Below are 17,149 nucleotides of genomic sequence, written 5' to 3'. Positions count from 1 at the left end.
CCCTACGCGGCGTGAGCCTGCACGTCGACGCGGGTGAGGTCGTGGCCCTGCTGGGCGAGAACGGCGCCGGCAAGTCCACTCTGGTCCGGTGCGTGGCCGGCGAGGTCACGCCGGAAGCCGGTCACGTCTGGCTCGCCGATCGGGGCGTCGCCGTCGTGCACCAGGAGCTGAGCTACGTCGGTCCGACCTCGGTGGCGGAGAACCTGCTGCTGGCCCAGCTGCCCCGGCACCGGCGCTTCCCGTTCCTGCTCGACCGGCGCCGGCTCGTCGAGCGGGCCAGGGAGATGCTCGCGCCCATCGCGCCCGACATCGACGTGCGGGCGCGCATGTCGGACCTGCGGGTCGGTGACCGGCAACTGGTGGAGATCGCCCGCGCGGTGGGCGCGGGGGCGGCGGCGGTACTCATGGACGAGCCGACGGCGGCGCTGACGGCGGCCGAGGTGGCCAAGCTGTTCGCGGCCGTCGAGGCGCTGCGCCGGCAGGGCGTCGGCATCCTGTACATCTCGCACCGCCTCGACGAGATCCAGCGCGTCGCCGACCGGGCGGTCGTGCTGCGCGACGGTGCGGTGGCGGGCACCCACCGGATCGGCGAGGTGACCCGCGAAGACCTGGTCGCCGAGATCGTGGGCCGGCAGCTCGGCGCGTTCACGCGGGAGCACCACGCCGAGCAGGTCACGGAGGCGGGCGCCAGCCTGGAGGTCACCGGGCTGACCGTGCCGGGCCGCCTGCGCGCACTTGACCTGCGGGTGCGGCCCGGCGAGATCGTCGGCCTGTACGGGCTGGCCGGGTCCGGTGTCGAGCTGGTCGCCAAGGCGGTGGTCGGTGCGGTCCGCGCCACCGGTGAGGTCACTGTGGACGGTCGGCGGCTGAAACGGCGTACCCCGGCCGCCTGCCGCCGGGCGGGCCTGGCGCATGTGCCGTCCGACCGCCGCGAGGAGGGCATCTTCCCGCTGCTGTCCGTCGGGACGAACATTGCCATGTCCGCGATGGCGGACCGCGGCGGCGCGGCCCTCGTGACGCGGGCGTCGGACCGGGAAGCGGGCCGCCACTGGGCCGAGCGCCTCGACATCCGCCCACGCGACCCTGACCTCCCGGTCAGCGCGCTGTCCGGCGGCAACCAGCAGAAGTCCATCTTCGCGCGCTGGCTGGCCATCCGGCCCAAGGTGTTCCTGCTCGACGAGCCCACGAAGGGCGTCGACGTCGGCGCGAAGTCGCAGATGTACGAGCTGATCGCGACCGTCGCCGCAGAGGGCGCCGGGGTTCTCGTCGTCAGCTCGGAGCTGCCCGAGCTGATGAGCCTGTGCAACCGGATCGGTGTGGTCACGCGCGGCGCGCTCGCCGGCATGTACTCCACCGCTTCCGTCGACGAACAGCAGCTCGTCGACGCCGCGATCGGAGGACACTCATGACCCAGACGCTGACGGCTCGCCTCCGTCCGGCCCTGAGCCTGGAGGGTGCGCTGAGGTCCGGCGCCGCGCTGGTCGTCATCTACGCCGGCCTGCTGGTCGCCTTCACGATCGCCTCACCGGTGTTCCTGACCGGCGACAACCTGCTCAACATCACCGCTTCGGTGGCGACGCTCGGCATCGTCGCCGCGGTGCAGACGGCGGTCATCATCAGCGGCGGGTTCGACCTGTCGGTCGGCTCGACCGCCGCGTTCACCAGCGTGGTGGTGGCCGAGTTGCTCTCGGCGGGCGCGGGCGCACCCCTCGCCATCGCGGGCGCGCTCGTGGTGGGCGCGGTCGTCGGGCTCGGCAACGCCCTCGTCATCACCAAGCTGAACGTCAACCCACTGATCGCCACGCTCGGCATGATGTCGATCGTGCGCGGTGCCGGTCTGGTGTGGACGGACGCGCTCACCGTCGTGTACCCGGCCGACCAGCTCGCGTATCTGGGCCGCGCGCGGATCGGCGGCGTACAGGTGTCCATTGTGTTCATGCTGCTGGCGTTCGTCGCGGTGTGGGCGGTGCTGCGGTACACGGTGTTCGGGCGGTTCGTCTTCGCGGTCGGCGGCAACCCGAAGGCGGCCTTCCTGGCCGGAGTGCGGGTCGACCGGGTGCGCTCCATCGTGTACGTCGCGTCGGGTCTCGCCGCCGGGCTGGCCGGGCTCGTCATCGCCAGCCAGCTGATCGCCGGCTCACCACAGGCCGCCCAGGGCCTGGAGTTGAGCGCGGTCACGGCGGCGGTGCTCGGCGGCGCCAGCCTCAGCGGCGGCCAGGGTCGAGTGTGGATGACGCTCGTCGGCGCCCTCATCATGGGTACGCTCACCAACGGCCTCGTCCTCATGGACATCTCGTCGTTCTGGCAGATGGCCGTGCTGGGCGTGGTACTGATCCTCGCCGTCGCGCTCGACCAGCTACGCACCCGCGCGAGGCACTGACTCAGGTCAGGACCGCGCCGCCGGCCACGTCGACGACGACCCCGGTGATCCAGCTCGACTCCTCCGAAGCGAGGAACAGCGCGGCCCGCGCCACGTCTTCCGGCGTACCCAGGCGGCGCAACGGATGCGCCTCGGCGAGCGACCGCTGGACGTCCTCGGGAATCCACGCCTGGTTCGTCTCGGTGAGGATGGTCTCCGGGGCGAGGCAGTTCGCGCGGATGCCGTACGGGCCGACCTGCGCCGCCAGGTCCTGCGTGAACAGCTGCACGCCCGCCTTCGCGGCGGCGTACGCGACGATCGTGCGGTCGCTCGGCTTGCGCCCGGCCGCCGACGACAGCGTGATGATGTTGCCGCCCCGCCGCCGCTTCATGTCGGGCAGGAACGTCTTCACGGTCAGGAACGTACTGGTGAGGTTGCGCTCGATGTCGGCGCGCCAGCTCTCCTCGGTGATGTCCTCGATGGGCGCGGGTCGGCTCGTGGTGCTGCCGGCGCTGGTGACGAGCACGTCGACCTGGCCGTACGCGTCCAGGATCCGCTCGCGCACGCGGGCGAGGTCGGCGCTGGCGGTGACATCTCCGGTGACGATGAGGATGTCACCGCCGATGCGGGTCCGTACCGCGGCCAGCGCCGCCTCGTCGCGGCCGTGCAGCACGACCCGGGCGCCGGCCTGGGCGAACGCCGCCGCGATGGCCGCGCCGATGCCGCGCGAACTGCCGGTGACCAGCGCCACCTGGTTCTTCAGGATGCTCATGCCTCTGATTCTGGCGACCCCGCGGGCTCCGGCCGTCCGTTCGCGGGCGGCATCCCGGGTACGCCCACCTGCGTACGGCGGCGCACGATCACGCGTACGACCTGGACGAGCACGAGAAGCAGGACGGCGGCTGGCAGGTACGCCCACCATTGGGCCTGCCAGGGCGACGGCCCGATGCCGGGCCCGCCCAGCGCGCCCGTCTCCAGCAGGTCGCGTGCGTAGTCGGCGCATCCGCCGCCCGCGACCGCGAGCGGCAGCGTCCGCGCGCCGGTCGCCGTCACCGTGACGGTCTCACATCCGTCGTGACCGTCGCGCGTCTGCTGCGCGATCGGCTCGCCGTCGCGCCACGCGACGACGGTGGGGTACCCGCGCAGCCCCCGCGCGGTGTCATCGGCGATCGTGCCGGTGGCGGCGTCGAGGCGCTGCGGGTGCCAGGTCTGTTCCTGGCAAAGGTCCGCCCAGGCGCAGGTGTCACCCGCGGTCAGCAGGATCCGCGAACCGTCGGGCGTCCACGCGGCCGGCCCGGCGAGCTGCTGCCGGTCGGTGAGGGTGATCTCGCGCGGCTGCTCCCCGCCGTGCGTATCGATGATGAGCACCCGTGGGGCGTGGCCGGGGGCGGCGCTGAAGACGGCGAGCCTGCCGCCGTCGGGTGAGAAGGCCGCCCGCCACCGGGACGTGTCGGGAGACCGGAGGATGGTGCGGGTGAAGCCGCTGGCCACGTCGACGAGGACGATCTCCGGGGCCGGCCCGTCGATCTCCTGGCCGTCGGGGCCGTAGGACGTGCCGGTGTCATCGCCGATCACGCCGACCGCGGTGCGGCTGTCGGGCGCCCACACGGCGGGCGTGATGCCGCTCAGCGCACGGTCGAGCTTGCGGGTGTCGCCGGTGGTGAGGTCGGTCATGTTCTGCCCGAGCAGCCACCGCCCGTTGGGGGAGAGGACACCGGGTTCCTCGCCGGGCGACAGGTAGTCGAGCCGATAGCTGCCGTCGTCGCCGATCAGGACCAGCGCGGTCTCCAGGTTCAGGCTGTGGCCGGTGGTGAAGGTCAGCTTGACCGGCCCGTTCGGGTCACCGTGGAACGTGCGCTGCCACAGGTGCGGTTCGGCCACCTCGGAAGGCAGCACCTCGGAAGGCAGCACATCGGCGCCCGGCCCGGCGAACTCGAGGGCGGTCCGCGACCGTACCGGCGACCAGGCCAGCGCGGCGACAAGCAACAGGCAGGCAAGGGCCGCGGCGGTCTGGCGCCGTCGCCGCCTGTGCCGCCCGCGCCGCCACAGATCGTCCGGCGACGGTACCGGTGGAGCCTGTTCCGCTGTTTCGGCGAGTACCTGCGCCAGCCGGCCGCTCATCGGGGTACCTCCTGCAGGTCGACGAGATCGGGGGCGACGGTCCGCAGGCGGGCGAGCGCGTCGCGGACCTGGCTCTTGACCGTGCCGACGCCGACGCCGAGCACCGCCGCGGTCTGCGCCTCGGTGAGATCGTCGAAGTAGCGCAGCACCAGCACGGCCCGCTGTTTCGGGGTGAGCCGCCGCAGTGCCTGGCGGACCGCGATCGCCGTGTCGAGCCCACCGTGCGGCTCGAACCCGGCCGGCTCGGGCAGCCGCTCGACCGGTACCGGCTCCCGCCGCCACCGCCGCCACCAGGAGATGTGCTGGTGGTAGAGCGCTCGCCGCACGTACGCGTCGGGGTCGCCGCCCGCCATCACCCGCTCCCAGCGGGAGGCGACCGCGATGAGCGTCTGCTGCACCAGGTCTTCGGCCAGGTGCGGGTCGCTCGTCAGCAGCAGCGCGGTGCGGGAGAGCGCCGCACCGCGTGCGTGCACGTAGTCGCGGAACGAGTCGGGAGCCGCAGGTATGGGTGGCACATTACGTACACGCGCGCGGTGCCCTGTTTGGAGGGGTCAGTTTGGAGGGGTCAGGACGTGAACGAGTACGGGCCGAAGCGGCCCCAGACGACGAGCGCGGCGAGGATCAGGATGACGGCGTTGACGACGATGCCCTGGTACTCCTTGCGACGGGCGTGCACCACGGCGGCGCCGATCATGGTCAGCACGAGGCCGAGCGCGGCGAGCGGCACGAAGACCGGGGCGATGTCGAGCACGGCCGGCAGGACCAGGCCGATGGCGGCGAGTACCTCCAGTACGCCGATGGTCTTGACCGCTCCCGGGGAGAAGTCCTCCGTCCAGCCCATGCCGCGCGCGGCGAGCTGCTCCTTGGGCTGGGTCGACTTCATCAGACCGGCCGCGAGGAACGCGGCGGCGAGCAGGCTGGCGATGATCCACAAAACGACGTTCATCGAGTATCCGTCCTAGTCACTTGAATGTTCAAGTGCACCGTAGACCGGAGGACTTGAAGCGTCAACTGTCGTTATCCTTGAGTGATGGACGCCCCGGCCGAGCCGCGCTGGCTGGCCAGCGACGAACGGCGCAGCTGGCTGGCCCTGACCGCTGTAATCATCAAGCTGCCGTTCGCGCTCGACGCCCAGCTTCAGCGGGACGCGGGGCTCAGCCACTTCGAGTACCAGGTGATGGCCGTGCTGTCGGAGCGGCCGGGCCGCTCGTTGCGCATGAGCCACCTGGCCGGGTTCGCCAACGGGTCGCTGTCGCGGCTCTCGCACGTGGTAAACCGGCTGGAGAAGCGCGGTTGGGTCCATCGCACTCCCGACCCGGAGGATGGGCGCTTCACCCTCGCGGTGCTCACCGACTCGGGGTGGGACAAGGTGGTCGCCGCGGCGCCGGGGCACGTGGCCGCGGTTCGCAAGTACGTCTACGACGCCCTGACGCCGGAGCAGGCCGAGCAGCTGGCCGAGATCGGCCACCGCATCGTCACGGCCATTGACCCCGACGACCACTGCCTCCCCCCACCTACGTAAGGGCTTCCAGGACGGGCGTGTACATGCGGGTCTTGATGGTGGCGAGGGTGTCGCCCGCCTTGCCGGCGAGCGAGCCGGCCAGCTCGATCGCGGTCGTGCGCACCGCCTCCTCGGCCACCGCGTGGTCGACGATGCCGGCGGCGAGGGCGTCGGCGCCGCCGTAGCGGCGACCGGTGGTCATGGCCTCGTGCGCGGTCCGGGGGGTCAGCCGCGACTGGATCAGCGCGGACATGCCCGGGGTGAACGGGATGCTGATGTCGACCTCGGGCAGGCACCAGAAGCCGCGGTCGGCGCGCATCACGCGGACGTCGTGCGCCAGGGAGAGCATCGCGCCGGCGGCGAACGTGTGCCCCTGCAGCGCGGCGACCGTGATGACGGGCAGGGTGAGCATCCGGGCGAAGAGGCCGTGGACGCCCGCCGCGTACCGCTCGAACTGGTCGCCGTTGGCGGACAGCCAGTCCAGATCGAGCCCGTTGGACCAGAACTTGCCGGTCGCGGCGGTCACCAGCGCGCGGGGCCCGCCTGCCTTCTCGACCTCGTCGAGGGCGGCGCCGACCGAGGCGAGCCAGTCCGGGTGGAAGCGGTTTTCGGAGTCGCCGAGGTCGAGGACGAAGACGTCATCGTGGCGGTCAAGCGTCGGCACGGCGCCTCCCGGGTGGGCTACTGGCAAGTAACTTCTGCGCCAGCATACTCAGCCGTGACTGTCCGGGCCTGCCCGGGTGATGGTGACGCGCAGCAGCACCCGGCGGTCGCGGACCATCGCGGCGCGGTAGTCGTCCCAGTCCGGGTGCTCGCCGGAGATCCGGCGGTAGTAGTCGACCAGGGGCTCCATCGCCTCGGGCAGGTGGACGATCTCGGTCTCGCCCTCGACGTAGAGCCACTCGCCGAAGAAGCCGTCGTTGAGGACGCAGATCACCGCGCGGGGGTCGCGGGCCAGGTTGCGGAACTTGGCGGCGGTCTCGCGGGTACTGATCACCACGTGCCCCGCCTCGTCGACGCCGACGGTCACGGGTGAGACCTGGGCCCGCCCGTCGGCGTGATACGTCGTCAGTACGGCCCGGTGGTTACGGCTGATGAACTCGCGTGCGCGGTCGGCGTCCATGGTGCCCAACCGTAGGTCATGCGGCGGCGTGGGCGGTGACCGCCAGGTTCCACGGGAGGAGGCGGCCGTCGGTGGGGGCCGGGTGCCACGGCGCCATTCGGGTGTCGAACTCGTCGACCGATACCAGGCGCAGCGAGGGCTGCGACAGGAACGCGGCGAGGAACGTGCTCAGCGTCAGGTTGCGCGATCCCACCCGGCTGCGGACCGGTCCCGCCTCGTCGCGCCGCAGCCGCTCGTCGCCGTACCCGGAAGCGACGCGCACCTCGCCGCTGGCCACCTCGCCGGTGCGGTCGAGGAAGGCGCCGACGAAGGCGGGGTGCAGGCCCAGGTACACCAGGCGGCCGCCCGGGCGCAGCACGCGGGCCGCCTCGGCGATGACCGCGCCGAAGTCGTCGACGTCGGTGTGCGTGAACGTCATCACGACCACCGGTACCGAGCGGTCACGCAGCGGCAGCCGGCCGGCGTCGGCCCGCGCCACGCGGGGATTGCGGGACCGTGCGATGCGCAGCTGGTCGGCGGACAGGTCCACCCCGACCACTGTGTATCCCTCGGCGGCCACCGCGCCGAAGTGCAGGCCGGTGCCGCAGCCGACGTCGAGGCACAGTGGATCGCCGGGATCGGCCGGGCCGAGGAGCCGGGCGAGCAGGCCCGCCGAGCCGCCGCCGTCGCCGTCGCCGTACGAGCGGAAGGTCGAGTCGTACCAGTCCGCGTGACCGTCGTACCGGGCGTTCACCATCGCCACATCCTGCCGCACGGGCCTGAAATCTCCGACGTTCAGAGAACGTAAAGACGCGTAGCCCGGCGGCGACGCCGGCCCCTAATCTCGGCGCTTGGCACATCCATGCATCCCAGTTGATGAGTCGGGCAGGGGGCTGATGATGGCACGGGAGCGGCTGCGACGGACTTTGGTCGCGTTACTGGCGTTGGTGATCGGAGGGACCGGGTCCGTCGCGGCGGCGACCGGGCCCGTGCGGGCGGCCGAACCCGGCAAGCCCGGCTGGGTAACGGATCTGGAGAGCGGTAAGGGTGCCAAGGCGGGGGAGCCCGTGCCGTGGCGGGGCTCGTCGTCGGCGCCGCTGGGCCGTAGCAGGCCCACGGCGCCGCCGGCGTTCGCCTTCCCGAAGGCGGGAGCGGGCGACGGTACCGTGGCGGTGAAGCCGCGCGGTGGCAAGGCGGCACCGCGGGTCCAGGTGCTGGACCGGGCGGCCGCCAAGCGTGTCGGCGCCTCCGGGTTCGTGTTCACGGTGACGGGCCAGGGCGGCGGGCGGTCTCCCGCCGGTGTGACCGTCGACTATGGAGCGTTCGCGAACGCTTACGGCGCGGGCTACGCCGACCGGCTGCGGGTGGTCGCGCTGCGCGACTGCGCCATCGCGAATCCGGTGCCGGCGGGCTGCGACATCGCGGGTGTACCGCTGGCGGCGCGCAACGACCGGACGGCGAACAAGCTGGCCGCCGACATCAATGTGGACGGTGCGGACGCCGCCGTGTACGCGGTCACCGCGGACGTGGGCGGCGACGAGGGCACGTTCGCGGCCTCGTCCCTGTCGGTGTCGGGAAGCTGGCAGGTGGCGCCGGGGTCGGGCGAGTTCAGCTACTCGTATCCCGTGGACGTACCGGCGCCGGGTGGCGGCAGCGCGCCCTCCGTCGGTCTCGGCTACTCCTCCGGAGCGGTCGACGGGCTGACGCTTGCCACCAACACGCAGGCGTCTCCGGCCGGCCTCGGCTGGAGCGACTTCGCGAACGCGTACATCGAGCGGCGGTACGAGCCGTGCTTCCGCAACATCGGCACGGCGGATCTGTGCTGGAAGTCCGACAACGCCACGATCTCGCTCAACGGCCTGAGTGGACCCCTGATCCCCGTCGACGCGGCACGCACGCAGTGGCGGGTGCAGTCGGATCCAGGGTGGAAGGCCGAACGCCTGAACGACGCCCAGTACGCCAACATCTACCAGAAGCAGCGCTGGCGCGTGACCGGTCCGGACGGCACGGCGTACGACTTCGGGCTCGGGCACATGCCCGGCCGGCAGACCAACTCGGTTCTCGCCGTGCCGGTGATCGCGGACAACACCGGCGAGCCCTGCCGGGGCGCGAACGACACGGTCGGCGGCTGTGACCAGGGCTGGCGCTGGTACCTGGACCGCGTGACCGATCCGGACGGCAACGTGCGGTCGTTGCTGTACGAGCGCGAGGCGAACTACTACTCGGCGGTCGGCGGCCTGGCCGGCAACGACGGGTACCATCGGGGTGCCCTGCTCAAGGAGATCATCTACGGCGGGCGCGGCTGGGACGCCGACAGCTACTCGGCGCGCGTGACGTTCGGCCTCCAGTGGCGGTGCGGCTTCCTCGTCGAGGCGTGCCCGGCGCCGACAGCGGACTCGACCGGATTCCCGGACGTACCGGTCGACCTGATCTGCACGGCGACCTCCGCCTGCAGCGTGCACGCGCCGTCGTTCTTCACCGGCCGCCGGTACGCGTCGGTGCGCACCGACGTGAAGGTGGGCACCGTGTGGAAGCCGGTGGCGCAGCACAACCTGTACCACTCCTTCGGCGACACGAGCAGGGGCACGGCGTACAAGCTGCGGCTGGACTCCATCCAGCACGCCGCCATCGCGTTCGGCAAGCTCAACGCGTACCCGCACACCAGCTTCACCTACGGCGTGCTGCACAACCGCGTCGACCACGGTGGAGCGACCGCCAGGATGATGAAGCACGACCGGATCATCCGGGTGACGAACCCGTTCGGCGGCACCACCTCCGTCACCTACTTCCGCAACCGGGCCTGCGCCGACGACTACAACCCGTGGCCCCGCTGGGACACCAACGAGCAGGACTGCTTCCCGCAGTCCGTCAAGGACGGCGCGCACCTGCGCACCGGCGTGTTCAACAAGTGGCTGGTGCAGAGGGTCGTCGAGTCACCGGGCGGCGGCTCACCGGACATGACCACCGGTTACGCGTACCAGGAGGAGCCGGTGTGGGCGTTCGACACCGGCGCGTTCGCCCGCGACGAGGACGAGACGGGCTGGGCGGTGTGGCGCGGGTACGGCACCGTGACGATCACCAAGGGCACCAGCCGTACGCAGCTGCGCCTCTTCCGCGGCCTCGACCAGGACCCGATGCTGGTGCAGGACGGCAGCGGAGACTGGGTGCCGCTGGGCAAGCGCGCCGAGTCGGTCAGGACGTTCGACGGTACGGCGACCTATGTGGACCACCGGTCGCTGGGCGGCCGCACGCTGGAGGAGCGGCAGCTCGGCACGCTCGACGCCGTGCCGGACAGCGTGCTGGAGTCGCGGCGGTACGAGTACGAGCGGCGGATCACCCACGATCCCGGCGACGACTACCTCTTCGACGCCGAGTGGGTCGGGCCGCGCAGCACCACCGAGAGTGTGGCCACGGCACCGGGCGTCTTCCGCCAGCGGCGCAGCCAGACCACGCACAACGCGCACTTCCAGCCGACCACCACACTCGAAGAGGGTTGGCTTGACCAGACCGGTGACGAGCGCTGCTCGATCACCACGTACGCCGACGACCCGAGCCGCGGCATGTACGTCTATCCGGCCAGCAACACGAAGGTCGCCGGCGACTGTGCCAGCACTCAGGTGTTGACCAGGAGCGAGACGTACTACAACGACAACGGCAACCCGATCCGCCAGCGGACCCTGGTGGAGAACGGCCGCTGGAGCGAGACGACGAGCGAGTACGACGCGCTCGGGCGGCCGGTGAAGGTGACCGGGCCAACCGGCGGCGTCACGTCCACGTCGTACGGGGTGACCGCCGGGGCACCGGCCACGCAGATACCGATCCGCACCACGGTCACCAACCCGGTCGGGCACCAGACCGTTACGAGCTTCCACCCCGAGTTCGGCGTGCCGTCCCGGGAGCAGGACGCGAACGGCAACGTGACCGAGTACGGGTACGACGAGTTCGGGCGGCTGGAGACCGTGTGGCTCCCGGACGCGCCGGTGGACTTCGCCGAGCCGTCGCTGCGGTTCTCGTACGACATCCCCAACCGCACCGTCCGCTCCCGGCAGCTCACCTCGCAGGTGCGCTGCTGCGAGGGTGCCACGTTCGACGACACCTGGGTGGTGTACGACGGGTTCTGGCGGGAGCGGCAGGTGCAGGGGCGCTCGCCGGTGTCCGGCCGGGTGCTGCTGGCCGAGACCACGTACGACGGTCGCGGGCAGCTGCGCGACCAGACCGTGGAGCAGGCGGTCGCCGGCACCCCTGGCAAGTACCTGACGCTGCCCAGCGGCACCATCTGGCAGAACCGGACCCGGCACCAGTACGACGAGCTGGGGCGCGACGTGCGCAGCGAGTGGTTCCACGGCAACGACATCGCGCACGCCACCACCACGGCGTACACAGTGGACACCGTCACGGTGACCGGTCCGGACGGCCACAAGGTGCGTGAGCGGGTCGACGGGCTCGGCCGCACGGTCGCCGTCGAGGAGCACGACGGGCAGGGCTGGGCTTCCAGCGCCTACCGGTACGACCTGGCGGACCGGCTGCTGTCGGTCACCGACCCGGGCGGCAACCGCGTCGACTACACCGTCAACCAGGCTGGCTGGCGGGTCAGCCAGCGCGATCCGGATCGCGGCAACGCCACCTTCACCTACGACGGTGCCGGCAACCAGACCAGCGCCACCGACGCGGCCGGCAACCAGATCCACACCAGCTACGACGCGGCCGGTCGCAAGCTGACCCGCCGATCAGGATCGTCGACCGGTCCGCTGCTGGCCGAGTGGGTGTACGACACCGCGCCCGGCGGCAAGGGCAGGGCGCACCGCGAGATCACGCACACGGCCAGTGGCGACTGGGTCTCCGAGGTGCCGGGCTACGACAACCGGGGCCGCCCGAGCGGCAGCCGGCTCACCGCGCCCGCCGGCATCCCGGGGCTGTCCGGGCAGTACGAGGCGTCCTTCACGTACGACCGGTCGGGCCACGTCACCAGCGCCACGTACCCGGCGATCGGCGGCCTGCCGCGCGAGGAGGTCGTCACCGAGTACAACGCGATGGGGCTGCCGACCCGGATGGCGGGGCTCAACGAGTACGTGTGGGGCGCCGGCTACGACGACCGCGGCCGCCGCACCTCGGCGGGGCTCGGCCCGCGCCCTGGCGGCGGCACCTGGATGGCGCGGAACTGGACGTTCAACGCCGACCAGCGGCCCAGCGGCTGGCAGACGTACCTGGGCGCGAGCAACGTCGTCTCGCAGCACGACCTGGCGTACGACCCGGCCGGCAACCTCAAGGAGAAGGTCACCAGGCACAACGGGCAGTCATGGCGGGAGTGCTTCGGGTACGACGCGCGCAGCCGGCTCACGTCGGCGCACACGGTGCCGTCGTCGACGTCCTGTGCGGACGGTCAGCCCGGCACGGGCGACAAGCCGTACGCACACACCTACCGGTACAGCCCGGACGGGCGGCTGCTGGAGCGCGTCGAGAACGGCGTGAGCACCGGCTACCAGTACCCGTCCTCGGGTGCCCGCCCGCACGCGCCGACCACCATCGGCGCCGGCACGTACACCTGGGACGCCAACGGCAACCTCGCCACCCGCAGCGCCGGCGGCGGCACCGAGACGTACGTGTGGGACGTGGCCGGGTCGCTGGCTTCGGTGACCGGTCCGGCCGGTACGACCGGGTTCGTCTACGACGCGAACGGGCAGCGGCTGATGCGCCGCGCGCCCGACGGGCGGGTCACGCTGTACGCGGCCGGCCACGAGGTGACCGCGAACGCGGACGGTACGTCGGTGACGGCGGTGCGCGCGTACCAGTTCGACGGCCAGCTCATCGCGACGCGGACACCGGCCGGCGTCGACTACCTGGTCTCCGACCCGGCCGGCTCCGTCGAGCAGTCGGTGCCCGCCGGCGGCACGCCCGACGCGTCCCGGCTCTACACCCCGTACGGGCGGGTGCGGGAGCGCTCGGGAGACAAGGACACCGACCGCGGCTTCATCGGCCAGGTCGAGGACTCGTCAACCGGACTGTCCTATCTGAACGCCCGCTACTACGACCCCAGCACGGGAGTGTTCGCCTCCACCGACCCGGTCTACGACACGTCGAAGGTGAAGTCGCTCAACCCGTACGGCTACGCCGCCAACAACCCGACGACGTTCACCGACCCGACCGGCCTGTACTCCCAGTACACGTGGGGTATCGAGGTGGAGAACGCGCAGCTCAAGGCGCAGAACAAGGAGCTGCTGGCGCACATCAGGAAGCTGGGCAACTACATCGAGGACCTGCAGGACATCATCCGCAAGCAGCAGAAGCAGATCAACAAGCTGGTGACCTATGTGGAGGCTCTCGAAGCGGAGATCTCCCGGCAGGCGAGCATCATCCGCCAGCTCCAGGCGCGCGTGGCGTACCTCGAACGCGTCGTCGTCGCCCAGCAGCGCGAGATCAGCCGACTGCGCCGGGTCGTCGCGCGGCAGCAGCAGATCATCCGCTACCAGGCCGGCGTCATCAACCTGCAGCGCGACGCGATCGGCTATCTGCTCGGTGAGCTGGAGACGGCCGGCTGGGCGATCCAGTGGCTCCGGGTCTCCGACGCCATGGGCATCCGTCCACACGAGATGTACAACCTCATCTACAGCAACCTCGCCGACGGGTACAGCCGCGACGAGGTCGACCAGACCATCGACCTCATCTCGATGATGCGGGTGACCACGGCCGGTGAGACCGCGCGGATGGAGGGCCAGCGCATGGTGTTCGACATCCTGTCGGACCACTACGCCGAGCTGGCCGAGATCTACGACCCCGTGACGTTCGTCTGCGACATGAACAGCGTCGGCGGCGGCACATACACCATTCTGGCGTGGACCAAGGCGAATCCCTGGGTCGCGGCCGCCAGTGCCGCCGGCGGCATCGCGTGCACGATGAGGTGAGGTAGCGATGAGGCGGACGACCTGGATAGCGGTGACCATCATGCTGGCGGCCGTGGCGCTGCTGGTGCCGGAGGTGGCGCGGGCGCGGGCGCAGGGGAGCCTGCGGGCGGCCGATCCCACCCTGGTGCGGGACGGAAACACCTGGGTGTCACTGTCCACGAACGAGTCGCTGTCAGCGCCGTTCGCCAAGGCGTGCGATCCGGCCGATCCGGTGTGGGGCAAGGGCTTCGCCTACGTCCCGTACCGGACCGGCCCGGCGCCGGACCAGCTCGGCGACTGCTGGATGGGCGACGCCCTGCCCGGCGGCCCCGGGCCGTGGGCGGACCGCCCGCCGAACGTGGGGATGTGGCTGTGGGCGCCGACGATGGCGCGCATCGGCAACGCGTGGTGGCTGTTCTACGTGGCCCGCAAGGCGGGCACCGGCCAGCAGTGCATCGGCGTCGCCGCCGGTGACCGCTCCACCGGGCCGAACTGGCTGCATCCCGCGCAGCCGCTGATCTGCCCGTCGAACGGCTGGTGGGCGATCGACCCGGAGCTCTTCTACGACCGGCAGACGTCCGCCTGGTACCTGCTCTGGGACTCGGGACCGCTCAACGTGCAGCGGTTCGACCCGGCGACCGCCTCGCTGGTCGGTCCGGTGCGGGCGCTGCTGCAGGAGTCGCATCCGGACCTCGGGTTCGACGAGTTCACCAACGCGAGCGGGCAGCGCGAGCAGGTGATCGAGAACCCGACGATGGTACGCGCCGACTCCGGCGAGCTGTGGCTGTTCTTCGCCGCCAACGCGTGGGCCTCGAACAACTACGCGACCGGCTGGGCGCTGTGCGGCCGGTCGGCACCCACGAGTGGCGGCGCGTGCGGCCTGGTCAACTCGTTTGACCCGGCGAGCCGGTACCGGCCGTGGTGGGGGTCGTCGGCCCGCACCGCGCCGGTGCCCAATGTGGACGCCACACCGCTGACCGCCTTCCCGGACCTGCCCGGGTTCGGCGGGCTGTCGGTGGCGGTGCCGGACCCGACCGGTCCCGCACCGCAGCCGGTGTACGCCACCGCGCACATCTACTGGGGCGGCGCCTCCAACCTGCGCACCCAGATGGTGTTCCGGCTCGACACGACCGGTGTGACGCCGGCGCTGTACGAGCCGGGCACGGTGGCGATCCACGGCCGGGAGGGCAGCTTCGGCACCGATCTGCTCGGCCCGGCCACCCCGTCCGGCCATGCCCTGGCCACCCGCGCGGTACCGGGCTGGGGCTGGCCGGCGGGCCACAACGGCATCTTCAACGCGATGACCGCTGACGGCACCCTCGTGATTCAGGGCGGCAACACCGACGTCGCCGACGACTACGTCGCCGCCGGGGTGTACGACCCGAAGGCCAGTGCGTGGAGCACGCTGAACGCGACCACGTCGAGCGGCACCAGCACGGTCTCGCCATTCGTGGAAGGCGGCAAGACGCTTCACGGTGGCGCGTCGTCGTGGGACGTGCTGCCGATCGGTGACGGCAACGCGGTCGCGTTCACCAACCTGTTCGGGGTGCCGTGGCCGCCGTACCTGAACCGGCGCAGGATCCCGCCGGAGGGCGTGTGGCCGAGCTTCGGCGTCATGGCCAAGCAGGGTGGCCGCTGGCAGATCGTCAACCAGTGGACGGCGGCCGAGCTGGCACGCTCCAATCCGGACTCCGATGTGGACGAGCGGGCGTGCGCGCCGTACGACCGGCTGCCGGACGCGACGAGCCTGTGCGGCGGGCCGAACGAGATGGCCGTCGCGCCGAAGTCCCGCGACCTGATCGTCGCCCTGTACGCGGGCGACGGAAGGCGCACCAGCGGCGGGCTGATGGCGTTGCGTGTCACCGGCCCGGACGCGGGTGGGCTGTTCCAGGCGCGGATCGTCGGCTACTACGCGTACCCCGAGGTGCCGGACATCGACCCGCCCAACCCGCAGCGCCCCGGCAACCTCGGCATCGCCCTCAAGACGGTGGAGACCGACCCGACCAGTCCGCTGGGAGACGAGCGGTTCAACGTGGTGGCCGACATCTGGCACGCCGACACGGACGCAAACCCCGACACCGTCCCGCCAGGGCTCGACCCGAGCATCACCCAGGAGTTCAGCTACGACGCCCGGACCGGCGCGATCCGCCCGGTGTCCGCGCCGTTCATCGCGGGCACCGACGGGACACGGTTCCTGGGCGTCCACGGTGGAATCTACGACCGGCAGGGCAACCTGTGGTCGGCGTCCAACGGCGTACAGGTGTGGGCGGGCGGGCCGGCGTGCCCGTTCGACCCGGTGCGCTGGGAGAGCCAGCCGGAGAGCTACACCACCACGGCGGGCGGCCGCACGGTCTGGGGGCAGACCTGCGCACCCGACTACGCGCTCCGGCAGGGCGCCGACGCGGCCGGTGGCGGCCTGTTCGGCGGGTTCCTCCAACTCGCCGAGGACCCGGCCACCGGCACGATCGTGGGCGTCGACACCTGGGACACCGGCAACGTGCTCGCCGTGCGGCACTCCGGATCGGGGCGGGACAAGACGTTCACGGTCGGCACCCTTGTCGACACTGGACGGAACCTGCTGCCCCGGCAGGGCCCGCCGGAGCAGCGGCCGCCGGTCTTCGACAAGACCGGCAGGGCGTGGTTCACCGTCCACATCTGGCCGCCGGGCGAGGGCCACACCCAGCGGATCGACCACTGGGTCGCGTCCGTCGACCTGGCGAGCCTCTTCGCACCCGCACCGGTCGCGCTGCCGGTGGCCGCCGGGCAGCAGGCCCGGGTACAGGCCGAGGGGACCCGCACGACGAGCACTTGGCGCGCGGCGCCGGGCCCCGGCGGGGTCATTCCCGTGGAAAGCGACGCGCACATGGTGCTGTGCCGCGGCGCGTGCGCTGACGACGGTGTACCGGGCGACGGGTTCGCGCTGCGCGGTGGCTCAGCCGAATACACCGTCTACGCGCCCGTAGCGGGCGACTACGAGATCGCGTACCGGGCCAGCGGGGGTGCGGGAGCGGGCGTCCAGCTCACGACGGGCGGCGCCACCGGGTCGACCTCGCTGGACACCGGCGGGGTGTGGCGGCTTGTCGCGGGTCCGACCGTGCGGCTCGCGGCCGGCGTCAACACGCTGCGGCTGGTGGGCAGCGGTTGGCAGCTGAACTGGATGACTCTGACAAGAAGGTGACGCGGGCGGG

General features: G+C 71.6%; 12 protein-coding genes. 5 read left to right on the top strand and 7 right to left on the bottom strand.

The features are described 5' to 3' along the window. Nucleotides 1-11: 11 nt before the first annotated feature. Both QMG73_RS09835 and QMG73_RS09830 read left to right on the top strand, forming a co-directional pair. The gene (locus tag QMG73_RS09835; protein WP_281893907.1) at nucleotides 12-1,409 is read left to right on the top strand and encodes a sugar ABC transporter ATP-binding protein; all 1,398 of its coding nucleotides are present in this window, start codon (nucleotides 12-14) and stop codon (nucleotides 1,407-1,409) included. Next, entirely contained in the window at nucleotides 1,406-2,380 is a 975-nt protein-coding gene (locus QMG73_RS09830; RefSeq protein ID WP_281893906.1) for an ABC transporter permease, read from the top strand. The genes QMG73_RS09835 and QMG73_RS09830 overlap by 4 nt, the downstream gene beginning before the upstream one ends. A gap of 1 nt (nucleotide 2,381) precedes the next feature. Here the strand turns inward: QMG73_RS09830 and QMG73_RS09825 are convergent, their stop codons facing one another. From QMG73_RS09825 to QMG73_RS09810, 4 genes are read right to left on the bottom strand one after another with little or no spacing between them, the layout of a single operon-like run. Continuing rightward, nucleotides 2,382-3,131, bottom strand: a complete 750-nt coding sequence (locus QMG73_RS09825) for an SDR family NAD(P)-dependent oxidoreductase (RefSeq protein ID WP_281893904.1) — start codon at nucleotides 3,129-3,131, stop codon at nucleotides 2,382-2,384. Then, nucleotides 3,128-4,480, bottom strand: a complete 1,353-nt coding sequence (locus QMG73_RS09820; protein ID WP_281893902.1) for a TolB family protein — start codon at nucleotides 4,478-4,480, stop codon at nucleotides 3,128-3,130. Before QMG73_RS09820 ends, QMG73_RS09825 begins: the two co-directional genes overlap by 4 nt. After that, a complete protein-coding gene (locus QMG73_RS09815; protein ID WP_309299448.1) occupies nucleotides 4,477-4,995 on the bottom strand; it encodes a SigE family RNA polymerase sigma factor in 519 nt (172 codons plus the stop codon). The genes QMG73_RS09820 and QMG73_RS09815 overlap by 4 nt, the downstream gene beginning before the upstream one ends. A gap of 50 nt (nucleotides 4,996-5,045) precedes the next feature. Then, nucleotides 5,046-5,426: a DoxX family protein gene (locus QMG73_RS09810; protein WP_281893900.1), complete on the bottom strand. Its 381-nt coding sequence runs from the start codon at nucleotides 5,424-5,426 to the stop codon at nucleotides 5,046-5,048. Nucleotides 5,427-5,510: 84 nt separating this feature from the next. Between QMG73_RS09810 and QMG73_RS09805 the strand changes: the two genes are divergently transcribed. Further along, nucleotides 5,511-6,002: a MarR family winged helix-turn-helix transcriptional regulator gene (locus QMG73_RS09805; RefSeq protein ID WP_281893899.1), complete on the top strand. Its 492-nt coding sequence runs from the start codon at nucleotides 5,511-5,513 to the stop codon at nucleotides 6,000-6,002. Here the strand turns inward: QMG73_RS09805 and QMG73_RS09800 are convergent. The 3 genes from QMG73_RS09800 to QMG73_RS09790 are packed head-to-tail and all read right to left on the bottom strand — an operon-like array spanning nucleotide 5,995 to nucleotide 7,840. Continuing rightward, nucleotides 5,995-6,645, bottom strand: a complete 651-nt coding sequence (locus QMG73_RS09800) for an enoyl-CoA hydratase-related protein (protein WP_281893898.1) — start codon at nucleotides 6,643-6,645, stop codon at nucleotides 5,995-5,997. The genes QMG73_RS09805 and QMG73_RS09800 overlap by 8 nt on opposite strands. 48 nt (nucleotides 6,646-6,693) lie before the next feature. Then, nucleotides 6,694-7,104 carry a PPOX class F420-dependent oxidoreductase gene (locus QMG73_RS09795; RefSeq protein ID WP_281893897.1) on the bottom strand — a complete coding sequence of 137 codons (411 nt, stop codon included), beginning with the start codon at nucleotides 7,102-7,104 and terminating at the stop codon, nucleotides 6,694-6,696. 16 nt (nucleotides 7,105-7,120) lie between these two features. Beyond that, nucleotides 7,121-7,840, bottom strand: coding sequence for a class I SAM-dependent methyltransferase (locus tag QMG73_RS09790; protein ID WP_281893896.1), 720 nt, complete (start codon nucleotides 7,838-7,840; stop codon nucleotides 7,121-7,123). A 139-nt stretch (nucleotides 7,841-7,979) separates the two neighbouring features. Between QMG73_RS09790 and QMG73_RS09785 the strand changes: the two genes are divergently transcribed. Together QMG73_RS09785 and QMG73_RS09780 are read left to right on the top strand one after the other, a co-directional pair. Beyond that, entirely contained in the window at nucleotides 7,980-13,982 is a 6,003-nt protein-coding gene (locus QMG73_RS09785) for an RHS repeat-associated core domain-containing protein (RefSeq protein WP_281893894.1), read from the top strand. Nucleotides 13,983-13,989: 7 nt separating this feature from the next. Beyond that, the gene (locus QMG73_RS09780) at nucleotides 13,990-17,139 is read left to right on the top strand and encodes a family 43 glycosylhydrolase (protein WP_281893893.1); all 3,150 of its coding nucleotides are present in this window, start codon (nucleotides 13,990-13,992) and stop codon (nucleotides 17,137-17,139) included. The last annotated feature ends 10 nt before the right edge of the window (nucleotides 17,140-17,149 follow it).

Origin of the sequence: Phytohabitans aurantiacus, from assembly GCF_027923225.1 — a bacterium.
Classification (GTDB): Bacteria; Actinomycetota; Actinomycetes; order Mycobacteriales; family Micromonosporaceae; genus Phytohabitans; species Phytohabitans aurantiacus.
The sequence above is the reverse complement of the archived record's forward strand: the minus strand, read 5'-3'. Positions and strand labels throughout refer to the sequence as shown.